Below are 15,820 nucleotides of genomic sequence, written 5' to 3'. Positions count from 1 at the left end.
AAAAGTCAATTTCATCATACTTTTTTTAACTCAATACTTCTTTAAAATATTCGAATGTAACATCCAATCCTGCTTGTCTATCAATATTGGGTTCCCAGTTTAAAAGCTCCTTAGCTTTTGTTATATCTGGCCTTCTCTTCTTAGGGTCATCTTTCGGCAAATCTACGTGAATAATCTTAGATGTGCTACCTGGAACGTACCTAAGTACTTCTTCTGCAATTTCTTTTATGGTAATTTCTACAGGATTCCCAATATTAACTGGGAGATGATAATCACTTAAAAGTAACCGATAAATCCCTTCTACTAAATCTGAAACGTAACAAAATGATCTCGTCTGTGATCCATCTCCGAAAACTGTAATATCTTCATTTCGAATGGCTTGAGAAAAAAATGCCGGCAAAGCTCTACCATCATTTACTCGCATCCGGGGACCATATGTATTAAAGATTCTTACGATTCTAGTTTCTAATCCATGAAATGTATGATAAGCCATAGTAATTGCTTCTTGAAACCTCTTAGCTTCATCATATACACCTCTAGGTCCGATTGGGTTAACATTCCCCCAATATTCTTCCGTCTGTGGGTGGACTAATGGATCTCCGTAAACTTCGGAAGTAGAAGCAACCAAGATTCTTGCACTTTTTGCCTTTGCTAATCCTAGCAAATTATGCGTTCCTAATGATCCTACCTTCAGGGTCTGAATAGGCATTTTCAAGTAATCAATAGGGCTCGCTGGAGAAGCAAAGTGTAATATATAATCCAACTCACCTGGAACATGAACGAATTTCGAAACATCACAGTGATAATATTCAAATTGCTTCAAAGGAAATAAATGCTCGATATTAGAAAGTGAACCTGTTAGTAGATTATCCATACCTATAACATGATAACCTTCTTTGATAAACTTGTCACATAAATGTGAACCAAGAAAACCAGCTGCACCAGTTATAAGTACTCTTTTCATAAATTGAAATAAATATTAGAGCGCAAATATAAAATATTCTTAGCAATGTCTACTTTTGCAACACATGCAATATAAACTATTATCGCTTTTAACATTCCTATTCTTCTCCTTTTGGCTTTTAGGCCAGAATGAGCCAATGCATAATTTCAATTTGCAAACTTCTTTCTTAATAGAAATACCTGGTGCTGATTTAGCCGATCGATATGGTGCAAATAATAAATTTGAATTCAAATTAGAATATGCCAGTCCTTCATTACTAGCCTATTACATTAAAGCTGGCTTAAGAATTAATCAAAATGTTCGCGAAGATGTGCTAGCTTCATTAAGAACATCGGACGGATTTCTTATTGGAGTCAATGGTTTTTATGCAGATGTTTTCGGACGGCAACGAGGATATGACATAGGTATAGGTATTGACAAATTAATAAGTATAAAAAAGCAGTATCTAAGAATCGGTCTTGGGACAAGCTATATAACTCACTTTGTCAAGTTAGTCGATGATTCTCAATCCATTCCCCAAATCATCGGAGATTCCGGTCATTATTTCGATCGATTCACAAGTGGATTTGGATTAGAAGAAAACATTCAATATCAATACAATTACAACAATAATAGAGCAGGTTTTATATTTGGATTTCAATTTGGTCAATTTTTCACAAAAGAACACCGATATAAACTATTACCAACAGGCACTCCGGAGCGTAGAATCGATTTATTTTTCGGTATTAAAGCAACTTACTTAATGCCAATTTACACTTTTGAAAAAGGTCAAACAATATACTATTAACCAACCCTTTACGTTTTCTTTACGTCTACCCATGTAAAGAAAACATCATGAAACACAAGCTCGGATTTTTAATTATCATCAGTATTTTATCCATTCAAGCAATTCATAGTCAATTATCTATAGGCTTTAAAGGAGGTTACACCAATTCTTTTCAAGAATATGGAGACGTAGATCTTCCTCAAGATGCAGAAATAGATGTAGAAGGATTTAATATTGGAATGCTGATCAACTATGATTTAAACAACTCTTTTGCATTAGAAGTATCGCCTGCTTTCGTACGTCGAGGAGCAGCATGTATGCCTGGATTTATCAATTTCTCAGGAGATTCTGATTTATTATTAAGCTATGCAGAATTGCCAGTCTATTTAGCTTTTAAATATCCCTTTATGAAAAACAGAATTACTCCTTTTGTAAAATTGGGATACAGTGGGAATATCTTACTAAAGGCAGAAGAAAAAATTGAAGTGAATTTCATAAATGATCCATCTTTCAACTTTACAGATATTACTGACAATAATACCATCAGAAAAATTGATCATGGTATTGCTCTAGGTGCAGGTCTCAATATCAATGCTGGTTTGAATACTTTTGTGATCTCAATCGAACATTATAGAGGTTTTCCTGATGCCGAGAAACTAAACACCTCTAAGAATAGAAGTCTTTCTTATAATTTTGGAATAATGCAAAGAATTTGATTTTAGCAACTCCCTAAAATGACTTTTGACAAAGAAATCCAGAAAAAACTAAGATAAAATCATATCTTAAAATTCTGAATTCTCAACAATGACACGATACATTTATTTTTTACTGCTTTTATTCCCAATTAGCTTAACATCTCAATCTGCTTCTAAAGCAAGCAAGACGGAAGGTTTCTCTACTGAAAGATTGGAACGAATTACAAACATGCTTACTTCAGAAATTGAAAATCAGCATATTCCTGGAGCAGTTGCCTTAATTTCAAGAAATGGCAAAATCGTCTATCTAGAATCATTTGGAAATGCCGACGCTGAAGGAAAACCCTTAAAAAAGGATGCTATTTTCAGAATTGCTTCTCAAACCAAAGCGATCACTTCTACCGCTGTAATGATGCTTTGGGAAGAAGCAAAATTCAAATTAGACGATCCTATTTCTAAATACATACCAGAATTTAAAAATCCTAAAGTTTTAAAATCATTTCATTACAACGATACAACATACACCTCTACTCCGGCGAAAAGAGAAATAACCATTAGAGACTTGCTCACTCATCAATCAGGCTTAGGTTATGGAATCATAGATGGCGATGAGAGAATGAAGATGATTTACAAAAAAACTGGAATCACTGATTTATTTACCACTAAGAATATTACCATTAAAGAAAGCGTGCTAAAATTGGCACAATTACCTCTTCACCATAATCCAGGTGAAAAATATACTTACAGCGAAGGACTAGATGTTCTTGCTTATTTTATAGAGATCATTTCAGGAATGCCCGTAGATGAATTTATGCGCACTCGTATTTTCGAACCATTAGATATGCAAGACACATATTTTTATATCCCAGATTCGAAAAAAGATAGACTGGTTGCTATCCAACATAAAAATAATGGTACGTGGGAAAATTTCCCGACTACATTCTATGATCCAGATTATCCAATTAAAGGCGCTAAAACATTTTTCTCAGGTGGTGCTGGACTTTCCAGTACTGCAGAAGACTATGCTAAGTTTTTACAAATGTATCTGAACAATGGCAAAAGTAATGGCGTTCGTATATTAAGTAGAACAACAATAAACATGATGATGCAAAATCAATCGAGCGATCTATGGGCTGGAACTGGCAGACATTATGGACTTGCCTTTGGAGTTATTGATGAGGTCGGATTAAAGAAAGGTGGAAGTGGAGGAATCGGAACTTTCGATTGGGGTGGTTACTTTAATACTCAATATTTTGCAGATCCTAAGGAAGAAGTGATTGGCGTTCTTATGAAACAAACTCAAGGAAACACAGGAGATCAAACTAGCTGGAAATTTCGCCAATTAGTATTTTCAGCAATCGATGATTAATGATAGAAGGAATAACTAAGCATGATTTTTTAAACCACAGTGTTGCAATCAAGGAATTATTGCAGGAAATTCAATTTGTTGACCAGACAAAGTCAAATTCGATTTTCGAAAAAATAGAAAAATCATTCGCTGATTATAAAGACTTCTCTTTATTCCATTTTACCGACAACCGATTATCAGGGGCAATTTTCGCTCAAGTCATTAATGATTTCACTGAAATAGGTCGTACAATTAAGATTGCTTACATGTCAGTAAGAAAGGAATATGTCGGACAAGGGATTGCTAAAGATCTATTGGATTATTTTATTTCAACCGCTCAACACAGTTTTGCAAATATCGTCCTAACTTGTTACGAGAAGAACGGTCGAGGTATTAAATTTTATACCAAATTCCACTTCATTCCTTATACTATTAATAAGGTTCCACAGCATGTTATCAAAGATCAAGGCACTGAAAATCAACACATCGATATTACATTCATAAGACGCTATCCTCTTAAAGACATCACCATAAGACCCTTAAGAACTTCTAACATTGAATTCCTAAAAGAAATGGTCTATCAATCCATATATAAAGAAGGAAAACTATTCGACAGAGAGAAGATTCTTCAGCAAAAGGAAATCGCTCGCTACTACGAAAACTGGGACAGTAAAAAAGAAATCGGCTTCATCGTTCGTTACGAAGACAAAGATATCGGCGCAATTTGGTGCAGGAAATTACCATATTATAATCAAGGATATGGTTATGTAGATGATAACGTTCCTGAAATGGGCTTAGCCGTATTCTACGAATACCGTGGTCGCGGATTGGGCCAGCTCCTAATGGATCATCTTTTTTCCAGACTTAAGCACAATGGCGAAACAGCCGTTTCATTATATGTACACAATAACAATCCAGCCAAAAGAGCCTATACTCGAAATGGATTTCTACCCGTAAGAAGAGAGGATAACAACTTAATAATGCTTAAGAAGTTATAGCACGCTTATTTGTCCTTTTAAGATATCATCCATTGTCTCTCTTTCCCTAATCAAATGATGCTTTCCTTCATGAACCAAAACTTCAGCAGGTCTATATCTCGAATTATAATTAGATGACATCATATAGCAATAAGCTCCGGCATTATGAAAACACAAAACATCACCTTCTGAAATTTCTGTCATTTTTCGATTAACACCGAAGGTATCGGTTTCACAGATGTATCCTACGACCGTATAAATCCTTTTCCTGCCTTCTGCTTTTGAGATATTAGTAATATTATGGTATGCATTATAAAACATAGGTCTAATTAAGTGATTCAGACCAGAATCCACTCCTGCAAATACATTGGAAGTCGTTTGCTTAACAACATTAACCTTAGTTAAAAAATAGCCTGATTCACTTACTAGAAACTTACCTGGTTCAAAAATCAACGTTAACGATCTTCCATAATCTTTACAGAACTCATTAAACTTTGTACTCAATTGCTCCCCGAGATCTTCCATGTCGGTTTCTATTCCATCATTCTTGTACGAAACTTTAAACCCAGATCCAAAATCTATAAATTGTAAATCTTTGAAATCTTTAGCTGTGTTCAATAAAATATCGGCTACACGTAAGTAAACTTCTGTATCTAAAATCTCACTTCCAGTATGCATGTGAAGCCCTTCTATATTCAGCCCATACGTCTCTATAATTCTATGAACATGAGGCAACTGATGAATCGAAATACCAAATTTAGAATCAATATGTCCTGTGCTAATCTTAGAGTTTCCTCCCGCCATAACATGAGGATTCAATCGAATACATAGTGGATAATTCGGGTAATGATCTCCGAACTGTTCCAAAATCGAAAGGTTATCTATATTTATCTTAACCCCTAATTCTACCGCTAGAGACAATTCTTCCAGCGAAACACAATTAGGAGTGTACAATATTTCTTTAGGTTTGAAACCAGCATGCAGACCAAGTCTTACTTCTTGAATAGAAACCGCATCCAGTCCCATTCCCCACTTCTTCATCAACTTCAGAATATTTATATTCGTCAATGCTTTACATGCATAATTCAACTTCATCTTCTTTACTGAAAATGCATTATTGAATCTATCAATCTGTTTTTTGATGATTGCTGAATCATAAATATATACGGGCAATCCGTATTGTTCAGCAATTTCTAAAGGGTCTACTCCTCCAGTCAAATAAAATTTTCCGTCTTTAAGCTCCATATTGTCAATTATTAAAGGCGACAAATTTATAAATTAAAATTGCTTATTATTTTAAATCCATGAAATTATAACACAAACACACCTTTTATGTGAAAATTTGCATCTTTATAAAAGAACACAAGATCACGACAATTTGGACTTGGAGAAAAACATAAAACTTTGTAAAGCAGGAAATCGGAAAGCCCAAAAGGCACTTTACGATTTCTACAGCCCTATTCTATTTGGTATCTGCAGAAGATATCTAAAGAATACGGCTGATGCTGAAGATGTTTTTATTCATGGAATGTTCAAAATATTTGACAACATTCATAAATACAAAGGTGACGGTAGCTTCGAAGGCTGGATGAAACGTATTATGGTTAATGAATCATTAATGCATATTAGAAAGCACAAAAAACTTAATCTTACCGTTGAATGGTCACAAGTAAATGATTCTCAAGATCCCGTAATTCTTGACCAATTAGCAGAAGAAGATATTAAAGATATCATTATGGAACTCCCTGAAGGATATCGCACAGTCTTCAATTTGTATGTAATCGAAGGTTATAAACATCGAGAAATTGGAGAAATGTTAGGCATTAGTATAAATACATCGAAGTCTCAACTTATTCTTGCCAAAAAGAAAATGCGAGAATTTATCAAAAAAAAAGACTTAGATGAAAAGGCATCTTATAATGAAAGATATAAATAAAATATTTGAAGAAACACCAGACAATAAGCTCTGGAACAGTATTGAAAATAAGCTAGAGCAGAGGAAAAGTGCTAAGAAAATCAAGTTGTACAGAATTGCTTCTCTTGCAGCGATGTTTGTTGCTCTGATTGCAGCGATATCGTATTTTAATTTGATTATTAATGATCACAATCCTCACTTATTCGCTTCGAATGAAGGCTTTTCTTCTTATGTTTTAGAAGATCTAAGTAATGACCAAGAAGGTTTATTTAATATGGCGAGCTTTGATGAAATCAGAAAAGCATATAATGACCAGTTCGGTCCTAAGATTCCTATTCAGATGGCGGGCAACTATGTAGCACAAGATGGTGAGATTTCTATAGACATCTATATCAAAGATTACACTTATTACTTAGAATTCAGCTATGCAGAATTCCCTACTTTCGTGTTAGATCATAAAGAAGACCAAACGCTTTATTTTGCTTCTAAACATTATAACTTAACGCTGAATTTAGAACAGAATGGGTTGAAATTAATAGATTCTAACTTTTTGCCAGAGTATCAAAACTTTACTTTTAACCGTCTAAAATCTATTTAAATGGTTTTCGTTGCACCCATTCTTCCGTTGGATTAAGTGCACCGACAATCTTAGCAACGATTTCATTAATGAAGAAATTCTGATGAGTTAGATAACAATACATGTCATATGGCTCAGCTCCCATGGAACTCTTAATTTCCATCGCTGTTCTAGAATAATTAATCGTCTCGAAATTATATTCTACTGAAAGCGCTACCATATCGTAAAGGCTATTCAGGTATAACTGGTGCTCCCTATTTTCATCTGGATCATAACCTAAAAAATGAGCATTCATTTCAGTTAGGTTATCAATACAGGTATAAAAGGCAACCATTTTTTCATTTTTAAAATAGGCGAAAAGCCTGAATTTATTCTTAAGATTCTTCTTTAACTCAGCAAAATAATGCTCGTCTAAGAGGAACAAATTGAAATTAATATTATCAACTATATTATGGTAAAGTTTAAAGATTTCAGCATTGTGTTTGATAATTCCTGCATAATCTAACTCTACGCATTCGATCCCTTCCATTTTCTTCCTTGCCCGCTTCGCTCTCACCCTATATTTCGACTGGAATGCGGCCAGATAATCTTCATAGCATTTCCACTCTGGCTTCAGATGTAGGATCATATTGGGTTGCACTGAAAATTCTTTATATCGCGTCTCTTTAACTGAAATGTTATGCTTTTCTAATTGCTTATCTGCATAATAATCTTTTAAAAAAATTACTTTGATATTTTTGCCATGCTCATTCAGGTGAAGTCTATATTTTTCAACAATCTGTTCAGCTCTTAAAAATTGCTCCTTGTGATCATTTATGTCTACAAAATGATAAGCATACATCCCAGTTAACAACACAGAACCACAAACCAAACCTTCGAATTTAATCAAACTCGAAACACCTCTTTTAATTGCGTTTCCGCTTCGATTAACAAATCCTGGCTGATCTTTGAATTTTATACTCTCTCGCGCATTAAATGATGTAAGCTGACAATTAACTACACCTATATGTACATCATTCTTATAAATTAATAAATATCGATTCTCCAATCCACTAGGTGGTGCATTTTCTACACTCCGCAAAAAATCCGGACTATAAAAAACAGATAGGTCTTTGGTTATTAAATTCCACTCTGCAATAATTTCATCTATATGAGCATACTCTACAAATGAAATTTCATCATCTACAATAATTTTCTCGTGCATTTATATTTATTAATCTGACACTTAACAAGATTTTTCCTAAATTGTTAAATCGTCAAATAATTTATCGCCATATCTTCATTTTCCCACTTCACTTCCTTCGCCTCTCCATACCCTTTCGAATACGTTATCCATATTTCTATCATTTTCTGAATTCCATAGTGAACACTGATTAATTCGAAAAAATTATCCACTTTAGCTGTTACATATTTCAGTTCTGTAGGTCGAGCAACTATTAAAACATTCGACACTCCTGCCCTATCTATGTAGGTCAATTTAGAAATAGGTTTAAAACTTATTTTTTGGCCTTGTCTAATACTCTTCCCTATAATAAAAACTTGCTTCTCCTGTTTTCTGCTATTCTCAAAGATGCCCACATTAAAAGGGAAGGTTAGATAATCTAAGGTATCCTTATTGATATGGTCAATGTAATCTCCAGCACTAATTTCGATTTGCGCTACATAACCTTTCCCTTCTTCACTTAATTTATTTAATCTTGAATTTTTACATGAAGCAAATAATAGCAAAACTGCAATAGTAGTGACTAAATATTTTATTTCATGGGAAATATTAAACATATGGACTTTAGTTTTGTCTAAAAAAACATAACGGACTGCAATATAAAATTAATTAAGTTCATTCTTTATTTTGCAATTACGGAAGTGAATTAAAAGTATTTTTGATATATAAATCAAACATCCTAACGTTATTTTAGTATTTATATTTGTACCAAGGACATTGCTATTGATGATATTAAATTTGTTTTTTTTAACTGTTAAAGACTAATAAATAGATTTCTATATCTTAGCATCCTTATTCAATAACTGTTTTATGCTTATTAGATTATTTCTTGTTTCTATAATTCTAGCTTCACTTACATCTTGTGTTTCTTCTAAGAAGTATAAAGCATTAGAATCTGAGAACAGATATCAAGGCAGCCAGATTCGTAGTCTTGAATTGGCAAAGAAAAAAGGAGAAAAAGCAGCAGCCGATCTTGCATCTACTAGAACAGAATTAGAACAAACCAAAGATATTTTACTAGATCTTAATACTAAGTACAATGGTCTCCAAGAATCCTATGACGAAATAGCCCAGTCTTATAAAGAAGTCCTTGATCAAAACTTAAAACTCATAGACGTCACATCTCGGGAAAAAACCAATCTAACGAACGAGATTAATAAAAAGCAAGAAGCCTTAGATATTAAGGAAAAAGAGCTAGATGAGAAATTAGAAGAAATTAAGGAAAGTGAGGCTAGAATAAATGAACTAGAAAGTCTACTCCAACTCGAAAAAACGAGAATGGATTCCTTACAGTCCAGAATTAGCAATGCATTGTTTGTTTTCGGTCCTTCAGACTTAAGTGTAGAACAAAAAGAAGGTAAGATTTATGTTTCGCTTAGTCAAAAACTGCTTTTCGCTAAAGGATCAGACAATATAGATAAGCAAGGAAAAAATGCATTAACAAAACTAGCTGAAGTTCTAGAAGGCCGAAACGACCTCGACATTATCGTAGAAGGTCACACCGATGTCGATGGTGATCCTAATTTCAACTGGGATCTTAGTACTAAAAGAGCTACCTCAGTGGTTAAGTTACTGCAACAATCAGGTGTTAATCCTGATCACCTAACAGCTTCAGGGCGTGCATTCTATGAACCAATAGCTAAGAATGATACCGAATCGAATAAAAGTAAAAACCGAAGAACTGAAATAATTCTCTCTCCGAAACTAGATCAGGTGATGGAATTGATTAGACCCAAATAAATGAAGTACTTATTGGTTACAATGGGATTCATTTTCTGTGCTTCAATGTTGAATTCACAGGTCGCTCCATGTGCCAATTTAATACAGCAATCTTCAGAACTACCATCCACATTAACCAGAGAGCAAAATACTATTGTTCCCGTCGTTTTCCATATCGTCTACCGTACAGAAGAACAAAATATTGAAGAAGAAATAATAAAGGAGCAAATGGCCTTTCTAAATGCTGATTTCAATCTAGCCAATCAAGATCTGGACAAAGTTCCTCAGGAAGCAATTGCCAATCTTGGGAACGTCGGAATTGATTTTAAACTAGCAGAGATCGACCCAGAAGGAAAGTCTACAAATGGTATTATAAGAGTACAAACTGAAGAAGAAAAAATAGGAAACACACTTAATTCATCTGGAGTTTCTTGGATAAAGCAGAGTGACTATGGTGGATCAGACCCATGGCCGATAGATGAATACCTCAATATATGGATAGGCGAAAGAACAATAAGTATTGGCTACACCATCGCGATGAATACCTTAAGTGAAGACTTAATCGGTATTGTTATCAATTATCAATCTATCGGTCAAAATGGAAGAACACTAACTCACGAAACGGGACATTTCCTAGGTTTGCTCCATCCGTGGGGAAACTTCACTGGTTGTGATGGAGAAGATGATGGAATAAGCGACACACCCTTTCAAGCCTTTCCAGACTTTAACTGCGAACCTATTCAATCTTGTGGTATAGTGAGCAAAACTGCAAACTTCATGGATTTCAGTGCTGACGAATGCCTACTCTATTTCACAAAGGAACAAGCTGTGAGAATGCAAGGATTTCTTCGCCATAACATGCCTCAGCTAATCGATTCTGATGATTGTTTTCCCAATAATCTTCCTGAAACGGGAGTAAAAATCTGCTACAATCCAGCGCACCGTAGTATAGACCTTTATTTTGCTCAGGAGCAAGAAAATGTAAATTTCACCTTATATTCTATTAATGGACAGCTTATCAAACAGGGTATTTCCAAAAGTGAATATTATATTAATATTTCTACAAATGGAATTCCAGTTGGTGTATATGTGTTAAACCTAGAAATAGCAGGCCAATTAACTGCTCACAAAATTTTCAACTATTAATTTATTCTTATGAATATTATCACTTGTCTTGTTTTTATGATTTTGCAAACACCAAGTAATGTTGCAGGCGAAACTCCTTACATCCAATTCAAAAAAGGTGCTTGTATGGGAGAATGTCCTGTATATCAGATTACGGTGGACCATGATGGCAAATTAACCTTCAAAGGTGTAAGGTTTACTAATAAGGATGGTATCTATGAAAGGATGCTTACTAAGAAAGAATTTAGAAAATTGAAATGTACTTTTAAAAAGTCCAAGTTGAAAAAGTTCGAAGATGGTTACGGACTTGACGTGATGGATGCCTCCGCTAGCACATTAACCGTGAATAAAAAGAATTTTACGAAGACGATCGTATCGAAGATAGGAATGCCCGAGAAACTCGAAAAGGCAGAAGCTTACTTAGTCTCATTAAGTCCACAATCAGCAAATGCAGCCTATGAGTGGACCACTATTAAGGAAAGCAATTCACCTGTCATTTCTGGAAGAAAAGAAATAGCAGCTAAGGAAATCATCCTTCAGCTAAAACCTAATGTCACCATTGAATCTTGGGTGACAAAATATAAAAAATACGGAGTTCAAGTAAACCGACAAATCGTGCCTAATCGACCTCTTTATCTTTTGCGTTACGATCCTAAGACCGTCCAGTTTACTCAGTTATTGAAAAAAATGAATACCGATATAGATGTGGATTCTGCAGAAGAAAACAAAAAGGTAGAAATGAGATAGTATTAGTGAATATATGGTATATAATAGACACAGTTATCCAGCTACATCAGCGCCCGAATTGAGCGTCTCCCACATTCTTATTGTAATTCGTCTTAATGAAATTTAGCGTATTCGAACTTACACCAATGAAAAAGGAGTAAGTTCCAAATCTAGGTTGCCAGCTGAAACTCATTTCCCAGCAATGTAAATTTCTTTCGAATCCGAAATCAGGGTAAGTAAATCCCTTATTTTTTAAATCGTACCCGAAGTTCCCAACTCGTATACTCCAATTTTCAGAAAGTTTTACATTTCCTCGTAAGCTGACCGTATTGGTAGATATAAAGAACGTGTCTCTTGAACCCATATCCATTCCAGTATATCTGAATGAATGCGAAATACTAAAATCATTAAACAAATCTAAGAAAGTCTCTTGCTTCTCAAGCTTATTAGCACTTCCTCCTCGCTCCCCTCGCCCATTTCTTGCTCCTCGTTCATTACCTTCTCCTCGACCACCTTCTTCCTCTTGATTTCTTTCATCGACGACTTCTTCTTCACTTTTCAATGAACCTGCTAGCAACTCTCGGATTTTCTTAACAGTAAAACGTGTGGTCAATGTTAAATTCATCTGATCAAATCTCAAAGGAGAATTGTTTTTGCTAAATTGAAATTCTTGCAACCTCTGACGGTTATCATTAATCTGATATGGATCGAAACGCATATTGAAACCTAGATTAATAATCCCTTTTAAAAACGATGTGTTACCTGTAGAAAAAGCAATCGGGCTTAATTGAAATGAATCAGCCAACATATTATAGCTCCCTGAAAAATTCCAATTCGTAAATATCTTCATCTTTTTCAAGGTAGAATCCTGACGTGACATGTACTTAGCCTCCACATCGTTCTTGAATCGATAACTCATATTAAAGTTTCCTTCGCTATTTAGGCTTGGCGTTCCGAACACTCCTGATGGAAAAATACTATACTCATCTACGGCATTATAAATTCCGCCTCGATAATCAGAGTCTACAAATTCGATATAGTTATCTCTATTATTCGGCTGATAATTCAACGAAATACTGGGTTTTATAACGTGTCTTAGTCCTCTTAGCTTTCCTCTTGAAAATTTCTTTGTTCCGAAAATGGTTGTACTTATACTAGCCGACGCCGAAAAATTTCGATATGGCGTAAAAGCGGTCACAATAGTATCCAATCTTCTCCCATAGGTTGTATCTATATCGTAGATTATTGTTCCATCTGGAGACACTTCCACCTGCGTTGAATCCAATACTAATTCATTTAGTAAAGTACTTTGATTTCTTCTGAAATACCAAGTCTCATTATAATTTACACTTGGATTAAAATTGAAATACTTCAGAAACTTGAAGGATGTGTTAGAGCTTGCGGTATGCTTCACCCCATATTCCAAATCAGCTAGTGTCTGATTAGTGAAAAAAGTAGAGTCATTTGCCTTAACGTAATTCTTCGCCTCAGAACTATAATTCAATGTGATGCTTTCGTACCATTTCGCTTTTCCAGATGTTTTCTTCTTCTTGAAAGGATAAATTTGGTTCATTCTTAACTGCAGATTCGGAAAAGTCATTGTTATATCTCCAGTTCTAAGGTTCTGAGAATGATTAAAACTTGCACTTGCAGAAAAAGGTGTGCCAGGTAAGGAGTGACTTAAGTTCACATTCGAACGCTGAGTAGTCCTTGATTGTGCAGCAAAACTTGGATTATTTTGTTGTGTGAATCCTCCAAATTCCATATTCACAGATCCTCCAATTTTGAAATAAGGATGGGCTTTAGCATCTTGGTTATGATTCCATTGAATCTTGAATGAATTATCTCTCGTAGGATCTACTTCTCCTGAAATTTCATTTAGTCTAGATGCATATGAAACGTTTAGGCCGCCCCTATATTTGTATCTTTTTGTATAACTAGTTTCTAGTCCGACACCATAACTTCCTCTAAGGTAGATATCTCCAGTTACTTTCATGTCAATGTAATCATTGATCGCGAAATAATAACCTATGTTCTGAAGACCGAAACCCCATTGCGGTGAATACTCATAGTTATCAGGAAATATCAAACCTGAACTCTTCCCTTGGACCAATGGAAAAAATCCAAATGGTAGAATCAATGGTGTAGGAATATCCGCAATTTCTAACCTGGCAGGACCTAATACAGCTAATTGTTCTGGGACCACTTTTAACTTCTGAGCTCGAATACCAAAGTGCGGATGATCTAGATTACAACTGGTAATGATTGCATTTTTGTTAAATATCTGATCGTATTGCATTGTCGAATCAGAATCTGCACTGACAAATTTTGTCTGGGCTCCTTGCACATACAAATCACCTTCTTGCGTATAAGTGTTATAAACAAAACCTTTCTGTGTCTGAAAATTATACCTTAATTTATTATAACTGAATTCACTATCTCCATCTACAAATGTGGGCCGCTGGGCTTCGTTTCCCGCACTGTCCAATACGCCTTCTGCAGTTGCAATATTATTTTTAAAATCGAAAACGATGTAACCGGCCTTTAATTTTAGAGTACCGTATTCCACGAAAGCATTTCCATATAAATGAACCAGGTTACTATCTAGATCAAACCATTTCTTATCTGTCGCTCCATATACGATCTCCGTTTGTGGAGCATCTGCTGAGAATTTCACATTTGCCGGTTTTCGAAATGGAGGCAAAGGAATAGAATCTTGTACCGGAGGAATCGTATCATTCAGCTGAAAATCACCTAATGAATCTACGACCACCTTCTGAGTAGAAGTCGAATCTATATCCTGCCCCACCATGTAAATGGAACCGAAAACCAAAAAAAACAAAATAAATATATAATTTCTCCGCATTTAATATTGCGCTAGTTCAATCTTTGTATTATCTTCATATTATGAATTTCTCTCATATAATATGAAATTGTTGGGCAAATATAAGTTATTAGTTCTAACGATTGCTGTTTTGTTAGCGCCGCTTACTAAATCTTTCTCCACAGGTAATAGTATTAACGATGTATTGCATAGGCTGAGTGTATCGAAGTCTCAAGACAATGTTAAGGTTATCTTAATTGATCCAGGCCATGGAGGAAAGGATGTAGGATGCAGTGGCCATAAGCTTTTAGAGAAAGATATTGCTTTAGAAATAGCTCTTAAAATTGGTACTTTATTAAACGAGCGTTTTCCTGAAATTGAAGTTAGATTCACTAGAACAACAGATATTTTTATTCCGCTACACGAAAGAGTTTCTATGGCCAACAAGGAAGATGTTGATTTATTTATCTCTCTACATTGCAATGCTATCCGAAATCCACAGGCACATGGAATAGAATCATATGTCATGGGGATGGAGACTAGCCAAGAGAATATGGATATCGCAAAAAGGGAAAATGAGGTGATTTTGCTCGAAGATTTATCAAGTTTTGATCCTTATTCAGATGAGGGGCACATTATGATTGCCATGATGCAACAAAACACACTAGAGAAATCAATTAAATTAGCAGATTTCACTCAACAATCTATTTCTGGGCATACTACTTTTAGAGATCGCGGTGTAAAACAAGCTGGCTTTGTGGTATTGAGAAAAGTTTTAGTGCCGAGTATATTAGTGGAGGCGGGCTTTATTTCTAATCCAGAAGACGCGAAAAAATTGAAAGACCATAAAGAACAAAACAAAATAGCCCATTCCATAGTTTCAGGTATAGGAAAGTATGTAGCGTACTATGCAGCTCCGTAAATAAATGTCTTATTTATTGGCTTCGAGTTAAATGCTTCGT

Annotated in this window: 15 protein-coding genes; 10 read left to right on the top strand and 5 right to left on the bottom strand. The window is 34.9% G+C overall.

Going from position 1 to position 15,820, the window contains the following annotated elements; translation table 11 throughout:
- Positions 1–25: 25 nt before the first annotated feature.
- Entirely contained in the window at positions 26–964 is a 939-nt protein-coding gene (locus L2586_RS15075; protein ID WP_235293753.1) for a UDP-glucuronic acid decarboxylase family protein, read from the bottom strand.
- Between the two features lie 64 nt (positions 965–1,028).
- On the opposite strand from L2586_RS15075, the gene L2586_RS15070 reads away from it, so the two are divergent.
- The 4 genes from L2586_RS15070 (at position 1,029) to L2586_RS15055 (ending at position 4,771) form a co-directional block, all read left to right on the top strand.
- Positions 1,029–1,751: a hypothetical protein gene (locus L2586_RS15070; RefSeq protein WP_235293752.1), complete on the top strand. Its 723-nt coding sequence runs from the start codon at positions 1,029–1,031 to the stop codon at positions 1,749–1,751.
- A gap of 47 nt (positions 1,752–1,798) precedes the next feature.
- Positions 1,799–2,446, top strand: a complete 648-nt coding sequence (locus L2586_RS15065; protein ID WP_235293751.1) for an outer membrane beta-barrel protein — start codon at positions 1,799–1,801, stop codon at positions 2,444–2,446.
- Between the two features lie 88 nt (positions 2,447–2,534).
- Positions 2,535–3,794 (top strand): serine hydrolase domain-containing protein, encoded by a 1,260-nt coding sequence (locus L2586_RS15060; RefSeq protein WP_235293750.1) that lies wholly within the window; start codon positions 2,535–2,537, stop codon positions 3,792–3,794.
- A complete protein-coding gene (locus L2586_RS15055; RefSeq protein ID WP_235293749.1) occupies positions 3,794–4,771 on the top strand; it encodes a GNAT family N-acetyltransferase in 978 nt (325 codons plus the stop codon). The genes L2586_RS15060 and L2586_RS15055 overlap by 1 nt, the downstream gene beginning before the upstream one ends.
- Here L2586_RS15055 and lysA read toward each other — a convergent pair.
- Positions 4,766–5,995 carry a diaminopimelate decarboxylase gene (lysA, locus tag L2586_RS15050; RefSeq protein ID WP_235293748.1) on the bottom strand — a complete coding sequence of 410 codons (1,230 nt, stop codon included), beginning with the start codon at positions 5,993–5,995 and terminating at the stop codon, positions 4,766–4,768. The genes L2586_RS15055 and lysA overlap by 6 nt on opposite strands.
- 139 nt (positions 5,996–6,134) lie before the next feature.
- Here lysA and L2586_RS15045 point away from each other — a divergent pair, with 139 nt between their 5' ends.
- Both L2586_RS15045 and L2586_RS15040 read left to right on the top strand, forming a co-directional pair.
- Positions 6,135–6,686 carry an RNA polymerase sigma factor gene (locus L2586_RS15045; RefSeq protein ID WP_235293747.1) on the top strand — a complete coding sequence of 184 codons (552 nt, stop codon included), beginning with the start codon at positions 6,135–6,137 and terminating at the stop codon, positions 6,684–6,686.
- The gene (locus L2586_RS15040) at positions 6,670–7,263 is read left to right on the top strand and encodes a hypothetical protein (RefSeq protein ID WP_235293746.1); all 594 of its coding nucleotides are present in this window, start codon (positions 6,670–6,672) and stop codon (positions 7,261–7,263) included. Before L2586_RS15045 ends, L2586_RS15040 begins: the two co-directional genes overlap by 17 nt.
- Here the strand turns inward: L2586_RS15040 and L2586_RS15035 are convergent.
- Together L2586_RS15035 and L2586_RS15030 are read right to left on the bottom strand one after the other, a co-directional pair.
- Entirely contained in the window at positions 7,256–8,446 is a 1,191-nt protein-coding gene (locus tag L2586_RS15035) for a peptidogalycan biosysnthesis protein (protein WP_235293745.1), read from the bottom strand. The genes L2586_RS15040 and L2586_RS15035 overlap by 8 nt on opposite strands.
- Before the next feature lie 44 nt (positions 8,447–8,490).
- Positions 8,491–9,021, bottom strand: coding sequence for a hypothetical protein (locus tag L2586_RS15030; protein WP_235293744.1), 531 nt, complete (start codon positions 9,019–9,021; stop codon positions 8,491–8,493).
- Between the two features lie 253 nt (positions 9,022–9,274).
- Here L2586_RS15030 and L2586_RS15025 point away from each other — a divergent pair, with 253 nt between their 5' ends.
- Genes L2586_RS15025 through L2586_RS15015 form a run of 3 tightly spaced genes read left to right on the top strand, consistent with a single transcriptional unit; the run spans position 9,275 to position 12,055 of the window.
- A complete protein-coding gene (locus L2586_RS15025; RefSeq protein WP_235293743.1) occupies positions 9,275–10,204 on the top strand; it encodes an OmpA family protein in 930 nt (309 codons plus the stop codon).
- On the top strand, positions 10,205–11,329 hold the full coding sequence (locus L2586_RS15020) for a zinc-dependent metalloprotease (protein WP_235293742.1): 1,125 nt from the start codon (positions 10,205–10,207) through the stop codon (positions 11,327–11,329).
- A gap of 9 nt (positions 11,330–11,338) precedes the next feature.
- Entirely contained in the window at positions 11,339–12,055 is a 717-nt protein-coding gene (locus tag L2586_RS15015) for a DUF6438 domain-containing protein (RefSeq protein ID WP_235293741.1), read from the top strand.
- Positions 12,056–12,101: 46 nt separating this feature from the next.
- On the opposite strand, the gene L2586_RS15010 is transcribed toward L2586_RS15015, so the two are convergent.
- Positions 12,102–14,900: a putative LPS assembly protein LptD gene (locus L2586_RS15010; RefSeq protein ID WP_235293740.1), complete on the bottom strand. Its 2,799-nt coding sequence runs from the start codon at positions 14,898–14,900 to the stop codon at positions 12,102–12,104.
- A gap of 70 nt (positions 14,901–14,970) precedes the next feature.
- Between L2586_RS15010 and L2586_RS15005 the strand changes: the two genes are divergently transcribed.
- Positions 14,971–15,780, top strand: coding sequence for an N-acetylmuramoyl-L-alanine amidase family protein (locus tag L2586_RS15005; protein ID WP_235293739.1), 810 nt, complete (start codon positions 14,971–14,973; stop codon positions 15,778–15,780).
- Positions 15,781–15,820 lie beyond the last annotated feature (40 nt).

This window comes from Portibacter lacus (assembly GCF_021533215.1).
GTDB classification, from domain to species: domain Bacteria; phylum Bacteroidota; class Bacteroidia; order Chitinophagales; family Saprospiraceae; genus Portibacter; species Portibacter lacus.
Note: the sequence above shows the minus strand (reverse complement) of the source record. Positions and strands in the feature narration are given on the sequence as shown.

Coding starts and splice junctions, on each gene's coding strand:
- L2586_RS15075 (WP_235293753.1), bottom strand. CDS start 964: ATGAAAAGAGTACTTATAACTGGTGCAGCTGGTTTTCTTGGTTCACAT.
- L2586_RS15070 (WP_235293752.1), top strand. CDS start 1,029: ATGCAATATAAACTATTATCGCTTTTAACATTCCTATTCTTCTCCTTT.
- L2586_RS15065 (WP_235293751.1), top strand. CDS start 1,799: ATGAAACACAAGCTCGGATTTTTAATTATCATCAGTATTTTATCCATT.
- L2586_RS15060 (WP_235293750.1), top strand. CDS start 2,535: ATGACACGATACATTTATTTTTTACTGCTTTTATTCCCAATTAGCTTA.
- L2586_RS15055 (WP_235293749.1), top strand. CDS start 3,794: ATGATAGAAGGAATAACTAAGCATGATTTTTTAAACCACAGTGTTGCA.
- lysA (WP_235293748.1), bottom strand. CDS start 5,995: ATGGAGCTTAAAGACGGAAAATTTTATTTGACTGGAGGAGTAGACCCT.
- L2586_RS15040 (WP_235293746.1), top strand. CDS start 6,670: ATGAAAGATATAAATAAAATATTTGAAGAAACACCAGACAATAAGCTC.
- L2586_RS15035 (WP_235293745.1), bottom strand. CDS start 8,446: ATGCACGAGAAAATTATTGTAGATGATGAAATTTCATTTGTAGAGTAT.
- L2586_RS15030 (WP_235293744.1), bottom strand. CDS start 9,021: ATGTTTAATATTTCCCATGAAATAAAATATTTAGTCACTACTATTGCA.
- L2586_RS15025 (WP_235293743.1), top strand. CDS start 9,275: ATGCTTATTAGATTATTTCTTGTTTCTATAATTCTAGCTTCACTTACA.
- L2586_RS15020 (WP_235293742.1), top strand. CDS start 10,205: ATGAAGTACTTATTGGTTACAATGGGATTCATTTTCTGTGCTTCAATG.
- L2586_RS15015 (WP_235293741.1), top strand. CDS start 11,339: ATGAATATTATCACTTGTCTTGTTTTTATGATTTTGCAAACACCAAGT.
- L2586_RS15010 (WP_235293740.1), bottom strand. CDS start 14,900: ATGCGGAGAAATTATATATTTATTTTGTTTTTTTTGGTTTTCGGTTCC.